The organism is Roseomonas gilardii (assembly GCF_001941945.1).
GTDB lineage: Bacteria > Pseudomonadota > Alphaproteobacteria > Acetobacterales > Acetobacteraceae > Roseomonas.
In genome coordinates this window covers 2199863-2219931 of record NZ_CP015583.1, presented here as the reverse complement: position 1 = coordinate 2219931, position 20069 = coordinate 2199863, and the positions used below count along the sequence as shown (strand labels likewise).

17 protein-coding genes and 2 tRNA genes are annotated in these 20069 nt (G+C 70.5%); 11 read left to right on the top strand and 8 right to left on the bottom strand.

The window, feature by feature from the left end; all coding sequences use genetic code 11:
- Positions 1-355 precede the first annotated feature (355 nt).
- Both RGI145_RS10135 and RGI145_RS10130 read left to right on the top strand, forming a co-directional pair.
- Complete coding sequence (locus RGI145_RS10135) at positions 356-1867, top strand: NADH-quinone oxidoreductase subunit M (protein ID WP_075798229.1); 1512 nt, start codon at positions 356-358, stop codon at positions 1865-1867.
- A gap of 123 nt (positions 1868-1990) precedes the next feature.
- Positions 1991-3286: a Gfo/Idh/MocA family protein gene (locus RGI145_RS10130; RefSeq protein WP_075798228.1), complete on the top strand. Its 1296-nt coding sequence runs from the start codon at positions 1991-1993 to the stop codon at positions 3284-3286.
- A gap of 6 nt (positions 3287-3292) precedes the next feature.
- Here RGI145_RS10130 and RGI145_RS10125 read toward each other — a convergent pair whose 3' ends face one another.
- The 3 genes from RGI145_RS10125 to RGI145_RS10115 form a co-directional block, all read right to left on the bottom strand.
- On the bottom strand, positions 3293-4648 hold the full coding sequence (locus RGI145_RS10125; protein ID WP_075798227.1) for a chloride channel protein: 1356 nt from the start codon (positions 4646-4648) through the stop codon (positions 3293-3295).
- A 191-nt stretch (positions 4649-4839) separates the two neighbouring features.
- Positions 4840-5724, bottom strand: a complete 885-nt coding sequence (gene rpoH / locus RGI145_RS10120) for an RNA polymerase sigma factor RpoH (RefSeq protein WP_172527984.1) — start codon at positions 5722-5724, stop codon at positions 4840-4842.
- Between the two features lie 230 nt (positions 5725-5954).
- On the bottom strand, positions 5955-6965 hold the full coding sequence (locus RGI145_RS10115) for an RluA family pseudouridine synthase (protein ID WP_075798226.1): 1011 nt from the start codon (positions 6963-6965) through the stop codon (positions 5955-5957).
- Between RGI145_RS10115 and RGI145_RS10110 the strand changes: the two genes are divergently transcribed.
- Positions 6964-7212 (top strand): hypothetical protein, encoded by a 249-nt coding sequence (locus RGI145_RS10110; protein WP_075799976.1) that lies wholly within the window; start codon positions 6964-6966, stop codon positions 7210-7212. The two genes, RGI145_RS10115 and RGI145_RS10110, sit on opposite strands and share 2 nt — an antisense overlap.
- A gap of 137 nt (positions 7213-7349) precedes the next feature.
- A tRNA-Glu gene (locus RGI145_RS10105) sits at positions 7350-7425 on the top strand.
- Between the two features lie 645 nt (positions 7426-8070).
- On the opposite strand, the gene RGI145_RS25430 is transcribed toward RGI145_RS10105, so the two are convergent.
- The 3 genes from RGI145_RS25430 to RGI145_RS10090 form a co-directional block, all read right to left on the bottom strand.
- The gene (locus RGI145_RS25430; protein WP_167668263.1) at positions 8071-8229 is read right to left on the bottom strand and encodes a DUF6726 family protein; all 159 of its coding nucleotides are present in this window, start codon (positions 8227-8229) and stop codon (positions 8071-8073) included.
- Between the two features lie 176 nt (positions 8230-8405).
- Positions 8406-8496, bottom strand: a tRNA-Ser gene (locus tag RGI145_RS10095).
- Positions 8497-8613: 117 nt separating this feature from the next.
- Positions 8614-9579 (bottom strand): 2-hydroxyacid dehydrogenase, encoded by a 966-nt coding sequence (locus RGI145_RS10090; protein WP_075798224.1) that lies wholly within the window; start codon positions 9577-9579, stop codon positions 8614-8616.
- A gap of 135 nt (positions 9580-9714) precedes the next feature.
- On the opposite strand from RGI145_RS10090, the gene RGI145_RS10085 reads away from it, so the two are divergent.
- The 3 genes from RGI145_RS10085 (at position 9715) to RGI145_RS10075 (ending at position 11966) form a co-directional block, all read left to right on the top strand.
- Entirely contained in the window at positions 9715-10503 is a 789-nt protein-coding gene (locus tag RGI145_RS10085) for an SDR family oxidoreductase (protein WP_075798223.1), read from the top strand.
- 2 nt (positions 10504-10505) lie between these two features.
- Positions 10506-11009 (top strand): YaiI/YqxD family protein, encoded by a 504-nt coding sequence (locus tag RGI145_RS10080; protein ID WP_075798222.1) that lies wholly within the window; start codon positions 10506-10508, stop codon positions 11007-11009.
- 81 nt (positions 11010-11090) lie between these two features.
- Positions 11091-11966, top strand: a complete 876-nt coding sequence (locus RGI145_RS10075; protein WP_237183038.1) for a tellurite resistance TerB family protein — start codon at positions 11091-11093, stop codon at positions 11964-11966.
- A gap of 16 nt (positions 11967-11982) precedes the next feature.
- Here the strand turns inward: RGI145_RS10075 and RGI145_RS10070 are convergent, their stop codons facing one another.
- Positions 11983-13155, bottom strand: coding sequence for a M20 aminoacylase family protein (locus RGI145_RS10070; protein ID WP_075798220.1), 1173 nt, complete (start codon positions 13153-13155; stop codon positions 11983-11985).
- A gap of 17 nt (positions 13156-13172) precedes the next feature.
- A complete protein-coding gene (locus RGI145_RS10065; protein WP_075798219.1) occupies positions 13173-14759 on the bottom strand; it encodes an ABC transporter substrate-binding protein in 1587 nt (528 codons plus the stop codon).
- Between the two features lie 163 nt (positions 14760-14922).
- Here RGI145_RS10065 and RGI145_RS10060 point away from each other — a divergent pair, with 163 nt between their 5' ends.
- From RGI145_RS10060 to RGI145_RS10045, 4 genes are all read left to right on the top strand, one after another.
- Entirely contained in the window at positions 14923-16035 is a 1113-nt protein-coding gene (locus RGI145_RS10060; RefSeq protein WP_075798218.1) for a serine hydrolase domain-containing protein, read from the top strand.
- A gap of 362 nt (positions 16036-16397) precedes the next feature.
- Positions 16398-17633, top strand: a complete 1236-nt coding sequence (locus RGI145_RS10055) for a TCR/Tet family MFS transporter (RefSeq protein ID WP_075798217.1) — start codon at positions 16398-16400, stop codon at positions 17631-17633.
- 55 nt (positions 17634-17688) lie between these two features.
- Entirely contained in the window at positions 17689-17931 is a 243-nt protein-coding gene (locus RGI145_RS10050; RefSeq protein ID WP_075798216.1) for a hypothetical protein, read from the top strand.
- Positions 17932-18026: 95 nt separating this feature from the next.
- Positions 18027-20069 carry a hypothetical protein gene (locus tag RGI145_RS10045; RefSeq protein ID WP_075798215.1) on the top strand — a complete coding sequence of 681 codons (2043 nt, stop codon included), beginning with the start codon at positions 18027-18029 and terminating at the stop codon, positions 20067-20069.

The following is a 20069-nucleotide window of genomic DNA, read 5'->3' as shown; positions in this document are numbered from 1 at the left end:
GCCATGACCGTCCCGGGCGCCATCCTCGCCGTCCGGTTGCAAAGACGTCACGTGACTTCATGTGCGGGTTGCTGCCAGTCTCAAGGTCTTGCGTCTGGAAGTAAAACGAACGACAAGCGCAATAAATACGGTTATTATAAAGTTATATAAGATATATAAAACAGTATAAACGCATGATATTCATGGATGATCCATGAAGAATTCGTCGGATTCCCCCATGCGCTGTCCCTTGTGCTGGCAGCGGTGAAGAAAAGCCGATAGGCGGAGCCTCCCGCGACATGGTGCGGTGCAACGAATCCTTCCGGTGCAGGAAGGTTTCCGCGTGCCTGCCCTGATGCTTGCAAGGCCCCGCCGGATGAACGCTGCTGGCTTCCCGCTTCTATCGACCCTGACATTCCTTCCACTGGCCGGCGTGGCCGCCATCCTGTGCCTGAGAGGGGAGGAGGACAGGATCGGACGGCTGGCGCGCGGGATCGCGCTCGGCACCAGCCTGGCCGTCCTGGCGCTCGCCTCCCTGCTCTGGTTCGGCTTCGACGGCGGCAGCGGCGCCTACCAGTTCCAGGAGCACGCGAACTGGATGCCGGATACCGGCATCAGCTACCACATGGGCGTGGACGGCATCTCCGTCCTCTTCGTGCTGCTCACGGCGCTGCTGACGCCGATCTGCATCCTCGCGTCCTGGCGCATGGAGCAGACCCGTATCCGGACCTACATGGCCGCCTTCCTGTTGCTGGAAACGGCGATGATCGGCGTCTTCTCGGCCGTCGACCTGCTGCTCTTCTACGTGTTCTTCGAAGCGGCGCTGGTCCCGATCTTCCTGATCATCGGGATCTGGGGCGGCCCGCATCGCGTGCGCGCGGCCTTCAAGCTGTTCTTCTACACGCTGGCGGGTGCGCTGCTGATGCTGCTGGCGGTGCTGGCGATCTGGTACGACGCCGGCTCCACGGATCTGACGCAGCTCATGGGCCTGCACCTGTCGCGCGGCGCGCAGATGTGGATGTTCCTGGCCTTCTTCGCCGCCTTCGCGGTGAAGATGCCGATGTGGCCCTTCCACACCTGGCAGCCGGAAGCCTATGCCGAGGCGCCCACCGCGGGCTCCGTCATGCTGGGCGGCGTGATGCTGAACATGGGGGCCTACGGCTTCCTGCGCTTCTCCATCCCGCTCTTCCCGCAGGCGACGGAAACGCTGGCGCCCTTCGTCCTGGCCCTGTCGGCGATCGCCGTGGTCTATGCCAGCCTGGTGGCGCTGCTCCAGCAGGACATGAAGAAGATCGTGGCCTATTCCTCGATCGCCCATATGGGCATCGCCACGATCGGCGTCTTCTCCATCGACGAGCAGGGCATCTCCGGCGCGCTGCTGCAGATGCTGGCGCATGGCGTGGTCTCGGGTGCCGGCTTCCTCTGCATCGGCGTGCTGCAGGACCGCGTGCGCTCGCGCGACATCGGCCATTTCGGCGGGATCGCGAAAGTCATGCCGGCCTATGCGGTGGTGGCGATGATCTTCACCCTGGCGGCCATGGCGCTGCCCGGCACCGCCTCCTTCCCCGGCGAGTTCCTGGTGCTGGTCGGCGCCTGGAAGATCAGCCCCTGGCTGACCCTGGCGGCCGGCAGCAGCATGATCCTGGGCGCCGCCTATATGCTGCGCATGTACAAGACCGTGGTGTTCAGCCGCCTGCACCGGGCCGAGCTGCGCCAGATCCTGGACCTCTCGGCGCGGGAGAAGCTGATCTTCGCACCGCTGGTGGTGCTGACGCTCTGGATCGGCATCCATCCCGGCTCCTTCCTGCACATCTTCCAGGCCAGCGTCTCCACGCTGGTGCACCGGCAGGAAGCCGCGCTGGCCACGGCGCATCTCGCCGGTCTCTGACCGCGCCGGCATCCCGGAAGTCCGCCGGCGCCTTCCGGGATGCGGGCACGAGGCCGTGTGCCGGGGTCAACCGCCCGGCGCGGCGGGGCGTTGAGGGCGGGATGGAACCGGAGTTCCCCCGCCATGCCCGACGACAGTTTCTCCGCCACGCGGCGCGGCCTGATCCGCGCCTCCGGCCTGTCCGCCATGGGCCTCGCCATCGGCACAACCGGCGCATCGGCCAGTGGCGCACCGGGCTATCCGGCGCCGTCCGACATGGATGTCGGGCAGGTGCGCAACGGCCGGGTCGTCTTCCCGAACTGGCGCAGCGAGGCCGAGCCGCGCACGCCCCCGCCGCCCGCTCCGCGCCCGCCCGGGGAACGCGTGGGCTATGCCATCGTGGCGCTGGGGCGGCTGAGCCTGGAGGAGATCCTTCCCGCCTTCGCCGAGTGCAAGAGCGCCTATCCGGCGGCTCTGGTGACGGGCAGCCCGCAAAAAGGCAGCGTGGTGGCGCGGCAATACGGCATCCCGGAAACGGCGGTGCTCGGCTACGCGGATTTCGAGACGCTGCGCGACCTGCCGGCGGTGAAGGCGGTCTATGTCGTCCTGCCCAACGGCATGCACCGCGAATACACGCTGCGCGCGGCGGCGATCGGCAAGCATGTGCTCTGCGAGAAGCCCATGGCCAGCACCGCCGCCGAGGCGCGGGAGATGGTCGAGGCCTGCGCGAAGGCCGGCGTCAGGCTGATGGTCGCCTACCGCTGCCAGTACGAACCCTATAACCGCGCGGCGATCGCGCTGGTGCGGTCCGGCGAGCTGGGCAAACTGCGCTTCATCGAGGCGACCAATGTCCAGGCCAACGGGGCGGGCCCGCAATGGCGCTATTCCAAGGCTCTGGCCGGGGGAGGGGCGCTGCCCGATATCGGCCTCTACTGCCTCAACGCCACGCGCTACATCACCGGGGAGGAGCCGGTGGAGATCACCGCGCGCCGCTACAGCCCGCCGGGCGACGAGCGCTGGAAGGAGGTGGAGGAGAGCATGAGCTTCGGCCTGCGCTTCCCTTCCGGCGTGATGGCGAACTGCCTTTCCTCCTATGGCGCCTTCAACGACAAGACGCTGCGGCTGCATTTCGAGGGCGGCACCGTCGAGATGCCGGACGCTTTCTCCTATGTCGGGCAGCGCATGATCGTGTCCCGCAAGTCGGGCGACGTGGTCGGGCAGGAAGAGCGCAAGATCCAGCACAGGAACCAGTTCGCGCTGGAGATCGACCATTTCTCCGAACGCGTCCTGGCCGACGAGACGCCGCACACGCCGGGCGAGGAAGGGCTGCGCGACATGCAACTGATGGAAACCGTCTATCGCGCCGCGGCCGAGAACCGGCCGCAGGTGCCGGAGCCGGTCCAGGCCGCGACCCGCGGGCCGGAGCCCCGGGAGGAGTGACGTCCCTCAGCGGCGTTCCATCACGTTCAGGAAGCGGTGCGCCAGGGCGCCGTAGAGCGGGCGGCGGCAGATGAGGCGCGAGGCGCCGGTCGCGATGAAGGAGGTGGCCATCAGCGGGATGATCATGTTCTGCCCGTCGGTCATCTCCATGACGATGACGGCGGCCGTGATCGGCGCCTGCACCACCCCGGAGAAATAGGCGACCATGCCGAGCAGCACCATGGCGCCCAGCGGTGCGACCGGCAGGAACTCCGCCAGCGTGGCGCCGAAGCCGGCCCCGACCGAAAGGGACGGGGCGAAGATACCGCCGGGAATGCCGCTGCAATAGGAGACCACCGTCGCCAGCAGTTTGGTGACGAAGTAGCTGGCCGGGAGGGTGGTTTCCCCCTCGATCAGCCCCCGCGCCTGGGCATAGCCCGTGCCATAGGTCAGGCCGCCGCTGGCCAGCCCGATCAGCGCCACCAGCAGCCCGCAGAGCGCAGCGAAGCCCACCGGGTGGCGCGCCAGGAGACGCCCGGCCAGGCCCGGCAGGCCGGCCGAGGCGCGCACCAGCATCCAGCTGAAGACGCCGCCGCAGAGCCCGCCCAGCACGGCGCAAAGCGGGACGGCGGCCCAGGCAGAGCCCATCGGCAGGGCCACCTGGGTGACGCCGAAATAGGTGTAGTTCCCGACCAGGGCCAGGCTGACCACGCCGCCGATCACCACGGCGGTCAGGACATTGCCGCTGGTACGCCCCTCATAGGAATGGCTGAGTTCCTCGATGGCGAAGACGATCCCCGCCAGCGGCGTGTTGAAGGCGGCGGCGACGCCGGCCGCACCGCCCGCCAGCACCATGGCACGCCGGGTCTCGGGCCGGGGCAGGTGCAGCCGCTGGGCCAGCGCCTGCATGATCGAGGCGCCGACCTGTACGGTCGGCCCCTCGCGCCCGATCGATCCGCCCCCAAGCAGGCCCAGCAGCGTCAGCAGGACCTTGCCCACCGCGATCCGCAGGGACAGCACCCGGGCGATGAGCCCCGGATCGTCCATGTGCAGCGTGGCGATCACCTGGGGGATGCCGCTGCCCTGGGCGCCGGGAAAGACGGTGCGGGTCAGGTAGCTGGCCAGGGCGAAGCAGGCGGGCGAGACCACCAGCGCCAGCAGCGGCCAGTGCGAGACCAGGCGGTGAAAGCTCTCGCCGGCAAGGTCGGCCAGGGCAGCGAAGGCGATCGCCACGAGGCCCACCAGTACCGCGCCGGACCAGAAGGCCATGCGGCGCAACCAGAGGCGCGGCGAGACCAGGGGCAGCCGCCGCAGCCGCCGGAAGCGCCGGCGCCGTGGCGGCGGGGCCTTCTGTGCTGTCTCCGACACCTCCATCTCCGCCATGCGCCGTTCCTTTCGTCCTCCAGACCTCCATAGGCGAGATCGGACGGGGTGGCAGCGCCCCTGGCCGCGGATCTGCCGCCGGGGCAGGAGATGGCGGGGCAGGTGGGGTATGGGCGGGGCCGGAATCAGAGGAGCCGGAATCAGAAACGGCGGGTTGCCCCGCCGTTCGCGTCAGAGCCGTCGGGCTCGTTTCAGGTGATGGCCAGACGCTGCTCGGCGATCTGGTTCTTCATCGACTTCTGCAGCTTCTCGAAGGCACGGACCTCGATCTGGCGGACACGCTCGCGCGAGATATTGTACTGCTGCGAGAGCTCTTCCAGCGTGGTCGGCTCGTCCTTCAGCCGGCGCTCGATCAGGATGTGGCGCTCACGCTCGTTCAGAGTCTTCAGCGCCGTGTCGAGCAGGTAGCGGCGGTTGGACATGTCCTCCCGGTCCGCGAGCTCGCTCTCCTGGCTTTCACCCTCATCCACCAGCCAGTCCTGCCACTCGCCCTCGCTGTCGGCGCGGACGGGGGCGTTCAGGCTCTGGTCCGAGGAAGCCAGGCGGCGGTTCATCGACACCACATCCTGCTCCGGCACCTGCAGGACGCGGGAGATCTTCTCCACCTGCTCCGGCTGCAGATCGCCTTCCTCCAGCGCCGCCATCTGGCCCTTGAGCCGGCGCAGGTTGAAGAACAGCTTCTTCTGCGCGGCGGTGGTGCCCATCTTCACCAGCGACCAGGAGTGCAGGATGTATTCCTGGATCGCGGCGCGGATCCACCACATGGCATAGGTGGCGAGGCGGAAGCCGCGGTCCGGATCGAACCGCTTCACCGCCTGCATCATGCCGACATTGCCCTCGCTGATCAGCTCGCCCACCGGCAGGCCGTAGCCGCGGTAGCCCATGGCGATCTTCGCGACGAGGCGGAGGTGGGAGGTGACGAGCTTGTGGGCCGCCCCTTCGTCCCCGTTGTCCTTCCAGCGCTTGGCGAGGTTGTACTCCTCCTCCGGCGCCAGCATCGGGAACTTGCGGATCTCCTGGAGGTAGCGGGAAAGATTGCCCTCGGGAGCCATTGGAATCATGGAAGTGGAAGCCATGTATGTACTCGCCTCCTCTCCGGCTTCAGGAACCCCCGTGACGGCGGGTTCTGAGACCGCTGTGGAATGTGCCCATCCGTTGCCAGGCCCAGCGCGTCGCGGTCGCTCCGGTCACGTCGGAACATGTCTCCGCGACTAACGCTTCCAAGCGGCACCTGGCTGCGGCGGCGCAGCGAGTTTTTAGCGCGTTCGCCCTTTGTTTGCAAGAAAAACCGACTGTCACAGTCGGGTTACTCTCCGTCGCCCTTCAACATATCCAGCAGGGCGGCCATATCCGGCGGCAGCGGAGCGGCGAAGCTCAGCGCCTCTCCGGTGACGGGGTGGCGGAAGCCCAGCGTCGCGGCATGGAGCGCCTGCCGCGGAAAGGCCAGCAGGGCCTCCCGCGCCGTCGCGCCAAGGGATTTGGCCGAGGCCGGGGTGCGGCGGAGATAGACCGGGTCCCCCACCAGCGGGTGGCCCTTGTGCGAGAGATGGACCCGGATCTGATGGGTCCGCCCGGTCGCCAGCCGGCAGCGGAGCAGGGCGCAGGCGCCCGCCCAGGTCTGTTCCGTGGCGTACCGGGTCAGGGCGTGCTTGCCGTTCCGCGTGACCACGGCCATGCGCTTCCGATCCATCGGATGCCGGCCGATATCGCCCTCGATCTCCCCCTTGGCGGGCGAGGGCAGCCCCCAGACCAGCGCCAGATACTCCCGGTCCAGGTCGCGGGCGGCGAAGGCCTCTGACAGCGCGTGATGCGCCGCCTCGGACTTCGCCACCACCATCACCCCGCTGGTGTCCTTGTCCAGCCGGTGGACGATGCCGGGGCGCTTCTCGCCGCCGATGCCCGTCAGCTCCTCCCCGGCATGGGCGAGGAGAGCGTTCACCAGCGTCCCGTCCAGGTTGCCCGGCGCCGGATGCACGACCAGCCCGGCCGGCTTGTCCAGCACGATCAGGTGCGGGTCCTCGTACAGGATGGTCAGGGGGATCGCCTGGGCCTGCGGTGTCGCCGGCTCGGGCGGCGGGACATGGAGGCTGTAGCGCGCGCCTGGGCGCACGGCCTCGGAAGGGTTGGCGACAGGCTGGCCATCCCGCCGCGCCCCTCCGGCTTCGATCAGCGCCTTGACACGGGATCGGGACAATGCCCCTGACACCTCCGCCAGGACACGGTCCAGGCGCTGCCCCGCCTGTTCCGGCGTGGCGATGAAATCCAGGGAAAGATCGGGGGTTTGATTGCGCGCGCTCAAGGTGCTCGTCATCGTCATGGGAGTTCTGATTGTCGCGGGCACCGTGGGACTGATCGCGGTGATCGTCCAGCGCATGTCCGTCGCCACGCCTTCCGCCCAGAGGATCGAGGGCGGGCTCGGGCAGCCCGCGGGCACCCGAATCCGCGGCCTGGCCGGGGCAGGGGACCGGGTGGCGGTCTGGGTCGAGGGGCCGCAGGGCGAGCGCGTGCTGCTGCTGGACCCACGCTCCGGCCGGGTGCTGGGTGAACTGCGCCCCACGGAGTGAATCGGCGCCGCCGGCCCCCGCCCGGGACGGCAGGCGCGTGAAGGCCTACCAACGCGCGGCAGGGATGCAAATAAGCGGCCCGAGATGGCTTGATCGCCGACGGAGGCTCCGATAGAAGCCACCTCACCGATGGCCACGTCCCCTTCGTCTAGAGGCCTAGGACACCGCCCTCTCACGGCGGCAACAGGGGTTCGAATCCCCTAGGGGACGCCATTCCGGCAGGTTTCCTGCCGGTTTGAGCCTCACCAAATCGAACCAATCCAAATTCACCCACGCGGCTCATGCGGAACCGCTCCGCATGGCGGTTTTCGGCATTCCAGATCCACACCCTGGGCGGAATCTGCGCGTCTGCTGTCGTCGGCGGCAGGATGCTTCGCGTCCGTCCCTCGGCCGGCGCAGCGCGTCCGACGCCACCCCGTGTACCGCCTCACGCCCGGGAATACGGCCCAGACCGTACGGCCTCATCCAAATGGATGACGCCGGGCGAGGTCTCTTGCGCCAAGACAGTGCTGAATTTTTCCCACAGTTACAGCGTGAGTGTATGGCATCGGACGACAAAGGGCCTGGCGAAGCCCGCCTTGTGACCTTCCAAGGCCTCAGGGGCGGACCAACCTGGGAGTATCGGGGCGCCCTGATCGAGACGGCAGGGCACCGGTTCCCGGATCAGAACTTCCTTCGCATGCCGGGCCACCCACAGGACGGGGCTCGCTTCCCGACCCCCGGCGCTGCCCAGGCCGCCGTGAACGAGTGGCTCGACCGGAAACAGGACTGACGGCCGACAGGCAGGGACGGAATGCCGGTGGCGGAGCCTGCTGACCCGTTCCGTTCGACAGCTGCCCCGCCTAGCGGCGCGCATCCTCAGTCGATCGCGTCCCCGACCGCATGGATCGGCTTGCCGACAGGGCCGCCGACGATGGGTACCACCTGCACCACATCGCCCGCGGCACGGAAGGGCAGGGCCACCAACCCGCAGCCGCTCAGCATGAGAAGGGCCGCGAGGCACAGGATCAGCCGCATGGTTGTTCTCCCTGTCTGTCCTGTCTTTCCTGCCCGGGAGAACGCAGCCCGACGGAAAGCGTTGGCGCAAGGGCGCACGCCGCCGGCAACGCATGATTCGCGAGTTCCGTTACGACAGGCCGAACGAAACCATGCGGAAGCTGGGAAGGGAGATCCGCGGGAGGCGGATGATCATCTGGCGGACAGGGTGGGATTCGAACCCACGATACGCTTTTGACGTATACGCACTTTCCAGGCGCGCGCCTTCGACCACTCGGCCACCTGTCCGATGACGGGGCGGATAGCCGAGCCCGGAAGGCAGGGCAAGCCCCCGGGCGGCGGATTCATGCCGCGGATCTGTCATGAACGACGCGCCCGCCTCCGCCACCGCCCTTCCCGGACCGCTCAGGCCACCCGGTGCGGCGGCTCCTCGCCACGCCGCAGCAGCGCGTCGAGGTTGTCGAGGCAGCGGAAGCCCATGGCGTCGCGCGTCTCCTCGGTGGCGCTGCCCAGATGCGGCAGCAGGGTGACGTTGGGTGCGGTGTGATAGCCCTCGAAGATCCGCGGCTCGCCGGCGAAGACGTCGAGCCCGGCGGCGCGCAGATGCCCCGCATGCAGCGCGGCGCAGAGCGCGGCATCGTCCACCGTGCTGCCCCGGCCCGTGTTCACCACGATGGCGCCCTTGTGGAGCTGCGCGATCCGCCCGGCATCGAGCCAGTTCCGCGTCGCGGTGCCGCCCGGGATATGCATGGACAGCACGTCCACCGTGCCCAGGAAGGCCTCGTCCGAGGCATGGAAGACCGCGCCCTCCTCCTGCTCCGGGGCGAGGCGGCTGCGGTTGCGGTAGTGGATCTCCATCCCGAAGCCCCGCGCCATCCGGGCCAGCGCCTGGCCGATGCGGCCCATGCCCAGGATGCCGAGCTTCTTGCCCTCCAGCGTCACGCCGAGGAGCTGCGTGGGCGACCAGCCGACCCATTCCCGCGCCCGCACCATCCGCTCCGCCTCCCCGGCGCGGCGGGCGCACATCAGGACCAGCAGCATGGCGATCTCCGCCGTGGCCACGCTCAGCACGTCGGGGGTGTTCGTCACCGCGATTCCCCGGCGCCGCGCGGCCTCCAGGTCGATATGGTCGGTGCCGACGCTGAAGGTGGCCAGGACCCGCACGCTGTCCGGCAGGGCCGCGATGGTGGCCCCATCCATCGGATCACCCGCGGCGCAGAGGATGCCCTCCACCCCCGCCGCGAGGCGGCACAGTTCCGCCCCCGTCAGCCCGCCATCCTCCGCCCGCGTCACGCAGGCATAGTCCCGTGCGGCGCGCTCCATCACGGCAGGGGGATAGTGGCGGGTGAGCAGGATGCTGGGCTTTGCCATGGCGGGTTCCTTCCCGAAGGGTCCGGCGCGCAGCATGGACTCCGGGGCCGCCCTGTTCCAGGCCGGGCGGCGGCTTGCCTTGGCGCGGCCGGCGGTCCAGCTTCCCGGCGAATCCTGACGGGAAGGGAGAAGCCGATGGATCTCGGTCTGCGGGGCAAGCGGGCGCTGGTGATGGGCGCCTCCAAGGGCCTGGGCCGCTCGGTGGCGGAAGCCCTGGCGGCGGAAGGCGTGGCGATCGCCATTTCCGGCCGCGAGCAGGCGAGCCTGGACAGGGTCTGCGATTCGCTGCGCTCCCTCGGCGCGCCGAAGGCCCTGGGCATCCCCGCCGATGTCGCGAAGGCAGCCGACATGGATGCCCTGGCCGATGGCGCCCTGGCGGCGCTGGGCGGGGTGGACATCCTCTTCCTGAACCATGGGGGCCCGCCGCCCAGCACGGCGCTGGGGCTGACGCCGGAAATGCTGGAGAAGTGGTTCCGCCCGGCCGTGCTCTCGCCGATCCAGGTCGCCAACCGCCTCCTGCCCGGGATGCGGGAGCGCCGCTGGGGCCGGATCATCTCGGTGGGCAGCATCGGCATCGAGCAGCCGATCGCCAACCTTGCCATCTCCAACACGCTGCGCGCCGCGCTGGCAGGCTGGAACAAGACCCTCTCGGCCGAGGTGGCGGGGGAGGGGATCACCTGCAACATCCTGGCCCCTGGCGCCTTCCGCACCGACCGCACGACGGAAACCGCCGAAGCGGCGGCGAAGAAGACCGGCAAGAGCCTGGACGAGGTGATCGAAGCCCGCGCCAAGACCATCCCCGCCGGCCGCATGGGCGAGCCGGACGAGTACGGGCCGATGGCGGCCTTCCTGGCCTCCGACAAGGCCGCCTATCTCACCGGCTGTATCGTCCGGCTCGATGGCGGCGCGACGCTGAGCACCTGAGGATGGAGGCCCGGCCCGAGATCTTCGTGGATGGCGATGCCTGCCCGGTGCGCGACGAGGTCTTCCGCACCGCCGCGCGCCTCGGGCTGGTGACACATGTGGTCTCCAACGGCGCGCGGGGCGTGCGGCTTCCGGAATCGCCGGACATCCGCCGCGTGATCGTGGAGGCCGGCGCGGATGTCGCGGACGACTGGATCGCGGAACATATCCGCCCCGGCGATGTCTGCGTCACCGCCGATATCCCCTTGGCCTCCCGCTGCCTGAAGGCGGGCGCGCGGGCGGTGGCGCCCAGCGGCACGGTCTGGAACGAGGACAATATCGGCCAGGCCCTGGCGGGCCGGGAGGTGTCGCGCCACCTCCGGGAGCTCGGCGTGGAAACGCGGGGACACGGGAGCTTCGGCGCGAAGCAGCGTTCCCGCTTCCTCCAGGCGCTGGATGCCGAGATCCAGGCCAGCCTGCGCGGCGCGGCGCCGAAGCCGACCTCCTGGCCGGATTTCTTCGCCTGAAGCCACCGCCTTCGGGCGGAATCGATCACATGAACGATCGTCCATCTTGCGGCGGCCCCGCCCGGTCCCGACATGGGGCGCATGATCGACGCCAAGAACCTTCTCGACCGTTTCCTCGGCCAGGGTGGCGCCGCCGGGGCGCTGCGCCAGATGGCCGGGGGCTCCACGCCCGCGCGCGGCACTGAGCCGGCGCCGCGCCAGGGCGGCCATTCGCCCTGGACCAACCCGGGTGGCACCTCCACGGCGGGCTCCGGCCCGAATCTTCCCGGCGTTTTCTCGGGCGGTTCCATGGGCAACTCCCTGGGCGGGTTGGCCGATGCCGCGCGGCAGGCGATGGGCCAGTCCGGCAAGGGCGGGCTCGCGGCGGGCGGCGTGGCGGGCGGGCTGCTCGGCCTGCTGGTCGGCGGCGGAAAGAAGAAGAGCGGGCTGAACCGTGCGCTCACCCATGGCGGCGCCGCGCTGCTCGGCGCCCTGGCCAGCCGGGCCTACGAGAACTGGCAGAAGGGCCAGGCGCCCGCCCAGGCGCCCCTGGCCACGCCGCAGGAGGCGGAACGGGTGGAACAGCGTTTCCTCCCCGCCGCGCAGCCCTCCCCGGATGGGCAACCCTTCGAACTGGCGCTCATCCGCGCCATGATCGCCGCCGCCAAGGCGGACGGCCATATCGACGCGGAGGAGCAGCGCCGGATCTTCGCCAAGGTGGAGGAGGCCGGGCTGGATGCCGAGGCCAAGGGCTTCGTCTTCGACGCGCTGTCGGCGCCAGCCGGCGTCGCGGAGGTCGCCGCCTCCGCCGGCACGCCGGAGCAGGCGGCGGAGCTCTACCTCGCCTCCCGCCTCGCGGTCGATCCGGACCAGCCGGCGGAACGCGCCTATCTGGAGGCGCTGGCCCACCGCCTGAAGCTGCCGGAGGGCCTGCCGGCGCATCTGGACCGGCAGGCGGACGGCGTGGCGGCGGGCTGAGCCCACCGCCTTCCTGTCAGCCCTCGATGCCCTTCGGCATCCCCATCTCGACCAGCCGCGCATACATGGCGGAGCCATAGGGGATCGAGGCGTCGTCGAACTTGTAGCCCGGGTGGTGCGGCGAGAAGCCTTCCTCCCCGTTGCCCACGTTCAGATAGGCGCCCGGCACCTTCTCCAGCATGAAGGAGAAGTCCTCCGACCCCATCACCGGCGGCTTGCCGACGGTCAGCTTCTCCTCGCCGACCAGGTCCTTCGCGGCGGCGATCACGCTGTCCACATGCTCCGCCGTGTTGACCGTGGGGGCGAAGATCAGCCGCCACTCCACGCTCGCCGTGGCGCCGAAGCCTGTGGCGATGCCGTCGGACAGCCGGCGCATCGCCTCCTCGATCTGCTGGCCCACCTCGCGCGAGAAGAAGCGCGCCGTGCCGGAGATCGTGGCCGTCTGCGGAATGACGTTATAGGCGTCGCCACCCTGCACCTTTGTCACGCTCACCACCGCCTGTTCGCGCGGCGAGAGGTTGCGCGAGACGATGGATTGCAGCGCGGTGGCGATGTGGCAGGCGGTCAGCACCGGGTCGATGCTGCCCTCCGGCCGCGCGCCATGCGAGCCCTTGCCGCCGATGGTGATGTCGAAGAAGGCGCCGCCCGCCATGGCCGGGCCGTTGCGCACCGCGAAGGTGCCGACCGCCATGCCGGTGTGGTTGTGCATGCCGAAGATGCGGTCGCAGGGGAAACGCTCGAACAGCTTGTCCTCCAGCATCGCCAGCGCGCCACCGCAGCCTTCCTCGCCCGGCTGGAAGATGAAGTTCACCGTGCCGTTGAAGTTCCGCGTCTCGGCCAGATACCGCGCCGCGCCCAGCAGCATGGTGGTGTGGCCGTCATGACCGCAGGCATGCATCTTGTTCGGCACGGTGGAGGCATAGGGCAGGTCCGTCATCTCCTGCATCGGCAGCGCGTCCATGTCGGCGCGCAGGCCGATGGACTGCTGCCCGTTGCCGGAGCGCAGCACGCCGACGACGCCGGTCACGCCGACGCCGCGATGCACCTCGATCCCCCATTCCTCCAGCTTCCGCGCCACGATATCCGCGGTGCGGTGCTCCTCCAGACCCAGCTCGGGATGCATGTGCAGGTCGTGGCGGATCGCCTCCAGCTCGGGCTGGTAGGCCTTGATTCTCTCGAACGCGGTCATCGTGTCTGTTTCCGGTCTCAGGCGCGCTTGATGCCCCAGAAGACAAAGAGTCCCTTCGGCACGTCGCGGAGATTGCTGCGATAGGCGGTCTTGTAGAGATACTGGCCGGTGGGCAGGAACGGCACCTCCTGGAAGGCCACGCGCTGGATGTCGCCCGCGATCTTCTTCTGCGTCTCCAGGTCCGGCGCGTCGAGCCAGGCCTCCTTCAGCCGCTCGATCTCCGGGATGTCCGGCCAGCCGAAGAAGCCGCTCTTGCTGCCGCCGCAGCGGAGCACCTGCGTCACCGCCGGGTTCACCATGTCGAGTCCGGCCCAGGTGGTGTTGAACATGCTCCAGCCGCCCTTCTCGGGGGAATCCTTGCTGGCACGGCGCTGCACCAGCGTGCCCCAGTCGGAAACGACATAGTCCACATTCATCCCGAGGCGGCGCAGCAGGTCGTTGCAGACCTCGCCCAGCGCGGCGAGGACGGGGTTGTCGCTCGGCGCCATCAGCACCACGCGCTCGCCCTTGTAGCCCGCCTCGACCAGCTCGCGCTTCAGCGCCGTCATGTCCCGCTTGCCGGTGATCACCGACAGGTCCGTGTCGTTGGCCATCGGCGAGCCCGGGGCGAAGATGCCGATCCCGGCCTTCCACAGCGAAGGGTCGGTGCCCGCGGCGGCGGTCATGAAATCCTCCTGCGACATGGCGCGCAGGACGACGCGGCGGACCGCGGCCTTGTCGAAGGGCGGATACAGGTGGTTGAAGCAGCCGGTGCCCAACGTGCCCAGCGGCGTCGCCACCTCCGTCCGGATGCCGCGATTGCCTTCCAGGATCGGCAGCAGGTCGTTCGGCGGGTTCTCCCACCAGTCCACCTCGCCATTCTGCAACGCGGCGGTGGCGGTGCCGGGGTCGGGCATCACGTTCCATTCGACGCGGTCGAAGTTCACGATCTTCGGCCCGGCGCCCCATTCGACGGCGCCACCCTCGCGCGGCACGTAGTCCCGGTTCCTCTCATAGACCACGCGGGCGCCGACCACGCGCTCATCGGCCTTCCAGCGGAAGGGGCCGGAGCCGATCACCTCCTTGATCTGCACCGCCGGATCGGTCTGCGCCAGGCGCTCGGGCATGATCAGCAGCGCCGGCGGCCCGACCTTGGCCAGCGTGTCCAGCATCGCGCCGAAGGGGCGCTTGAGGCGGATCACGAAGCTGCGGTCGTCGGGGGCCGTCATCTCCTCGGTGCGCGCCATCAGCGCGCCGCCCAGCGAATCCCGCTGCGCCCAGCGCCGGATCGAGGCAATGCAGTCGCGCCCGCGCACCGGCTCGCCGTCATGGAACCGCAGCCCGTCGCGCAGGCGGAAGGTCCAGAGCCTGCCGTCATTCTCGACCTTGTGGCCCTCGACCATCTGCGGCTGCGGCTTGAGCTGCGCGTCCAGCCCGTAGAGCTGGTCCCAGATCATCAGCCCATGCGTGCGGGTGATGTAGGCGGTGGTCACGACCGGATCGATCACCGTCAGATCCGCCTGCGGCACATAGGTCAGGACACGGGAGCCGGCAGATTGCGCCAGCGACGGGCGCGGCATGACGGCAGCGGCCGCGGCCCCTGCCAGCAGGGTGCGTCGGTACATGGTTCGGGAAGCTCCACCGCAGGAATGGATCGGGCCCGGGACTGGCATGGCGGCTTCGCCGCTTCTGGCGGCACAGAAAGCACGCGCCGGGAGATCGGGGCAAGGGGCCGGCCCCTTCCGGCGGAGCCATTGACCTTCATCATGCCGGGACCACGTCACGCCCATGCCGATCCTCCTGTCGCGACGCGCCATGCTGGGGCCGCCGCTCCTGGGTGTCCCGCTGGCGCTCGGCCTGGCGCCCTTCCTGCCGCGTCCGGGCCTGGCCCAAGGTCTGGCCCCAGGTCTGGCCCCAGGTCTGGCCCCGGGCCGTGCCGCCGCCCTGGAGGCGCTGCGCCAGGGCGCGGACGCCATGCCGAAGCTGCACACGCTGATCGTGGCACAGGAAGGCCGGACCCTGCTGGAGGAAGGCTTCCGCGGCCCCGGCCCGGACCGTCCGGTGAACGTGAAATCCGTCTCCAAATCGGTCCTGTCGCTGCTGGTGGGCGCGGCCCTGGCGCGCGGCGTGCTGCGCGGGCTGGACCAGCCCGTGGCGCCGGTGCTCGGCGGCCTCGTACCGGCGGAGGCCGATCCGCGCGTGCGCGACATCACCCTGGAGCACCTGCTCTCCATGCGCGCGGGGCTGGAGCGCACCTCGGGCGAGAATTACGGCGCCTTCGCCAGCAGCCGGAACTGGGTACGCCACATCCTCTCGCGCCCCTTCGAGGAAGAGCCGGGCGGGGCGATGCGCTATTCCACCGGCGACACGCATCTGCTCTCGGCGGTCCTCACCCGCGCCTCGGGACGTTCCACGCTCGACCTCGCGCGGGACTGGCTGGGCGGGCCGCTGGACATCGCCATCCCGCCCTGGCCACGCGATCCGCAGGGCATCTATTTCGGCGGCAACGACATGCTCCTCTCGCCGCGCGCGCTGCTGCGGATCGGGGAGATGCTGCGGCTGGACGGCCAGTGGCAGGGGCGGCGCGTGCTGCCGGCGGAATGGATCGCGGATTCCTGGACACCCCGCACCCGTTCGCCCTGGAGCGGCCAGCTCTACGGCCTCGGCTGGTGGATCGGGCAGGCCGGTCCGTCGCGCAACCTCTTCGCCTGGGGCTATGGCGGCCAGTTCCTCTTCGTGCTGCCGGAACTCGCCGCGACCGTGGTGATGACCTCGGAATCCAGCGGACCGCGCGACAGGGCCCATACCGGGGCCCTGCACGCACTGCTGGCCGAGGCGGTCCTGCCCGCCCTGGGCGCCGCGCCCGCCGCGCCCCCGGTGGCGGAGCCCGGCACGCTCTGACCCACGACGGGCTGCCACCGATCTTTCCGTTGACAGGCCTTCCCACGCCGTCCTAGGCATCGTCCCGCCGCGACGGTCCCGCCGCGGCCTCAGGAGGAACGGTTCATGTCGGAGATCGCGGAAACCCGCTGATCGGAGCGCTTCGGCAGCTCCCCCGGCCATGCCGATCACGGCATCGCCGCCCCGCATGATCCCTTCCCGGTCATCCCCGATGAATCCTTTCCGCCGGATCAGGTCCTCCGCCTGACCAGTCCCCGCCGGTCCCGCCCGCGCCGAATCCGGCCCGGGCCGGCCGGCTCCGACCTTTCCCGCCAGGGTCGTCGCCCGCGCCGCCATGCGCCGGCGGCCATACAGGACATGCCATGCAGGCCACACTCACCGCCGGGCGCCGGAAGGCCGCGACCGGCTTCATCCTCGTCACCGCCATGCTCGACATCATGGCGATGGGCATCGTCATTCCCGTCCTGCCGCTGCTGATCGAGGAATTCTCCGGCTCCAATGCCAGGGCCGGGATCGTCAACGGCCTCTTCGTCACGCTCTGGGCGGGGATGCAGTTCCTCGCTTCGCCGCTGATCGGCTCGCTCTCCGACCGCTACGGGCGGCGACCCACCATCCTGGTCTCGGCGGCCGGGCTGGCGGCGGACTACGTGCTGATGGCCCTGGCGCCCAGCCTCTGGTGGCTGGCCCTCGGGCGGCTCATCGCGGGCGTCACCTCGGCCAGCTTCACCACCGTCTATGCCTACATGGCCGACGTCACCGCGCCGGAGGGGCGGGCACGCGCCTATGGCCTGATCGGCAGCGCCTTCAGCGCCGGCTTCGTCGCCGGGCCGCTGCTGGGCGGGGTGCTGGGCGACATCTCGCCGCGCATGCCCTTCTGGGTCGCGGGCGGCCTGAGCGGCGTGGCCTTCCTCTACGGCCTGCTGGTCCTGCCGGAATCCCTGCCGCCGGAACGCCGGATGGCCTTCTCCTGGCGCCGCGCCAACCCCTTCGGGGCGCTGCGCCTCCTGCGCTCGAAGGCGGAGCTCACCGGCCTCGCCTGCGTCACCTTCCTCCTGCATTTCGGGCACACCGTCTTCCTGGCGGTCTTCGTGCTCTATGCCGGGGAGCGCTACGGCTGGGGCCCCTGGCAGGTCGGTCTGCTGCTGGCGGCGGTCGGCGCGCTGGACATGGTGGTGCAGGGGCTGGTGGTGGGTCCGGTGGTCCGCCGCCTCGGCGACCACCGGACCATGGTGATCGGCCTGTTCTGCGGCACGCTGGGCGTGGCGGCCATGGGCCTGGCGCCGACGGGCACGCTCTTCACCCTGACGCTCCTGCCCAACGCCTTCTGGGCCCTGGCCATGCCGACCCTGCAATCGCTGATGACCCGGCAGGTCTCGGAGTCGCAGCAGGGACAGCTCCAGGGCGCGGTGATGAGCGTGGTCAGCATCGCCGGGATCGTGGCCCCACTCTTCTTCGGGGGCATCTACGCCGCCACGGTGGAGAAGGACTCGGCGCTGCCCTGGCCGGGCCTGTCCTTCCTGATCGCGGCCCTGCTTCTGCTGGCGGCGGCGCTGCTCGGCTGGAGGCTCGGCCGGCGCCCGGCCGCGGTGGCACCCTGAGCGGCGGGGGGCTGCCCCCCTTGCCCCCGGCCGCGCCGCCCGGCAGGAAAGCGTCATGAGGAGCCCAGCGAAACTCGCGCCGGCCGCCGCCGCCCGGTCCCGGCTGCTGGAAGACCAGGCGATGCTGCGCGCCCGCTTCATGCGGGCGCGGCTGACCGAGGTTTCGGCCCGCTTCGAGCCGGCCTTCCGCAGCCTGCTGCTGGCCCGCCTGAAGGAAGCCTCGGCGCACGATTCGCGCTTCGCGGATCTGGCGGCGCGCCTGCTGCACCTGCCATCGCGCGCCGGCCCGCATCTCTGAGGCGTGGCTGGCGGCGCGCCGCCATTCTTCAAGTCTGTCCGGCCCGGCGGATGGAGTCTAAGCCTCCCCGAAACGCACGCCCGAGGAGGCCGCCCATGCCACGGAAACTGCCGCTGCTCCTGTCCTGCTCGCTGCTGGCCCTGGCGGCGGCCGGCCCGGGGCGCGTGGAGGCGGCGGAACTGCCGGTCCGCGGCGTGACCCTCTCCTCCGCCGGGATCGCGCAATACGAGCGCACCGGGCGGCTGGAAGCCGGGGAGGGGGTCTCCTTCCGCGTCCCGCTCGACTCCGTCGATGACCTGCTCAAGAGCCTCACCGTCTCCGACCCCGCCGGGCGCGTCATGGGCATCCGCCTGCCCGCGCGCGACATGGCGGAGGAGGCGCTGCGGGGCCTGCCCCTGCGGCCCGAGGATTTCGCCGGCCGCGCGGCGCTTCTGAACGCCCTGCGCGGCCAGGAGGTGACGGTGGGCGAGCTCTCCGGGCGCCTCGCCGGGGCCAGCGAGGACGAGCGAGGCCTGCATGTCTCCCTGGTGACGGAGAAGGGCATCGCCGGCGTCACGGTCGGGGAGGGGGTGGAGGTCACGTTGCGCGACGCCGCCCTGGCCGCCCGCATCCGCCGCGCCACCGAAGCCCTGGCCGCTGCGGGGATGGGCCAGGAGCGGCAGGTCGAGATCGCGCTCCAGGCCGACCGGGCGCGGGACGTGACGCTGCGCTATGTCGCCGGGGCGCCGCTCTGGAAGCCCTCCTGGCGCATCGAGGCCCCCGCCACGGGAACCGCCGGCGATGCCGCGACGGCGCGCCTGCAGGGCTGGGCGGTGGTGGAGAACCATTCCGGCGCCGACTGGGAGGGGGTGCGGCTGACCCTGCTCTCGGGGGAGGCCGCCTCCTACCGCCAGAACCTCTATGGCCCCATCCTGCTGGACCGGCCGGAGATCCCCGTGGCGCATGCCGCGCCGGTGCTGGTGGACCCCGATACCGGCGCCCGGCCGGCGCCGCCCGCACCGCCGCCGTCGCCGGTCGGCGCCATGGCGGCGCACCCGGCCTATCGCATGCGGGCCGATGCCGCCGAGGCCGCCCCCATGGCCCCGCCCGCGGCGGAGGCCACGGCGGAACTCGCCCCGGGCCGGATCGCCTTCACCCTGCCGGAGCCGCTCAGCCTGCGCGGCGGCGAGACGGCGAACATCCCCTTCCTGGATGCGGGAGTGCCGGCGGAACGGGTCTGGTGGGTGCAGGACGCCGAGGCCCGCTTCCCGCTGGCGGCACTGCGCCTGCGCAACGACACCGGCCGCACCCTGCCGGCCGGACTGGCCACGGTCTATGGTGCAACAGGTGCCGAGGCGGGCAGCTTCCTCGGCGACGCCCAGCTCGCCACCCTGCCGCCCGGGGAAAGCCGGGTCATCGCCTTCGGGCGCGACCGCGACGTGCAGCTTTCCAGCCGCACCAGCCGGACCGAGCGTTCCACCGGCATCCGCTTCGAGCGCAACCGGGTGATCCGCGACTTCGACCGGATCGAGGAGGTGGCCTTCGCCATCGACCCGCATGGCGCGAAGGGCCGGATGCTGATCGACCTGAGGCGGCGGCCGGAGATGGAGCCGGTCTTCGAGGCCGTCTCGGTGGGCGGCGACAGCCTGCGCCACGAGGCGGTGCTGGACGGAAGCGCGACCACCCTGCGCCTCGCCTTCCGCCAGCCCGCGCACCAGCCCATCCCGCTCTGGGACCCCGGTCTCGGCGACCCGGCGCTGCTGCCCTGGCGCAGCCTGGATCTGAACGCCGACCTGTCGCGCCTGCCGGGCGGGCCGCTGAACGGACCGGGTTCGCTGGAACGCCTGCGCGAGATCCTGGCCGACCTGCCCGAGGGCGCGGCCGGCCGCGCGGACCTCGCCGGGCTGGTGGATGCCCTGGCGGAGCAGCGCCGCCTGCTGGGCGTGTTCCAGGCGGCGGCACGGGAGGCCGGGCTTGCCGAGGCCAGCTTGGCCCGCGCCCGCGCGGCGGCGGAGGACCGCAGTGGCCAGGCCCGGGAACAGGCGCGCGCCCAGTTGAACCGTGCCTCGCAGGAGGCCGAGCGCGCCGGGCAGGCCGCCGATGCCGCCTGGGCCGCTTGGCAGAAAGGCGTCCAGGTCCTGCGCGCCCGCACCGGCTGA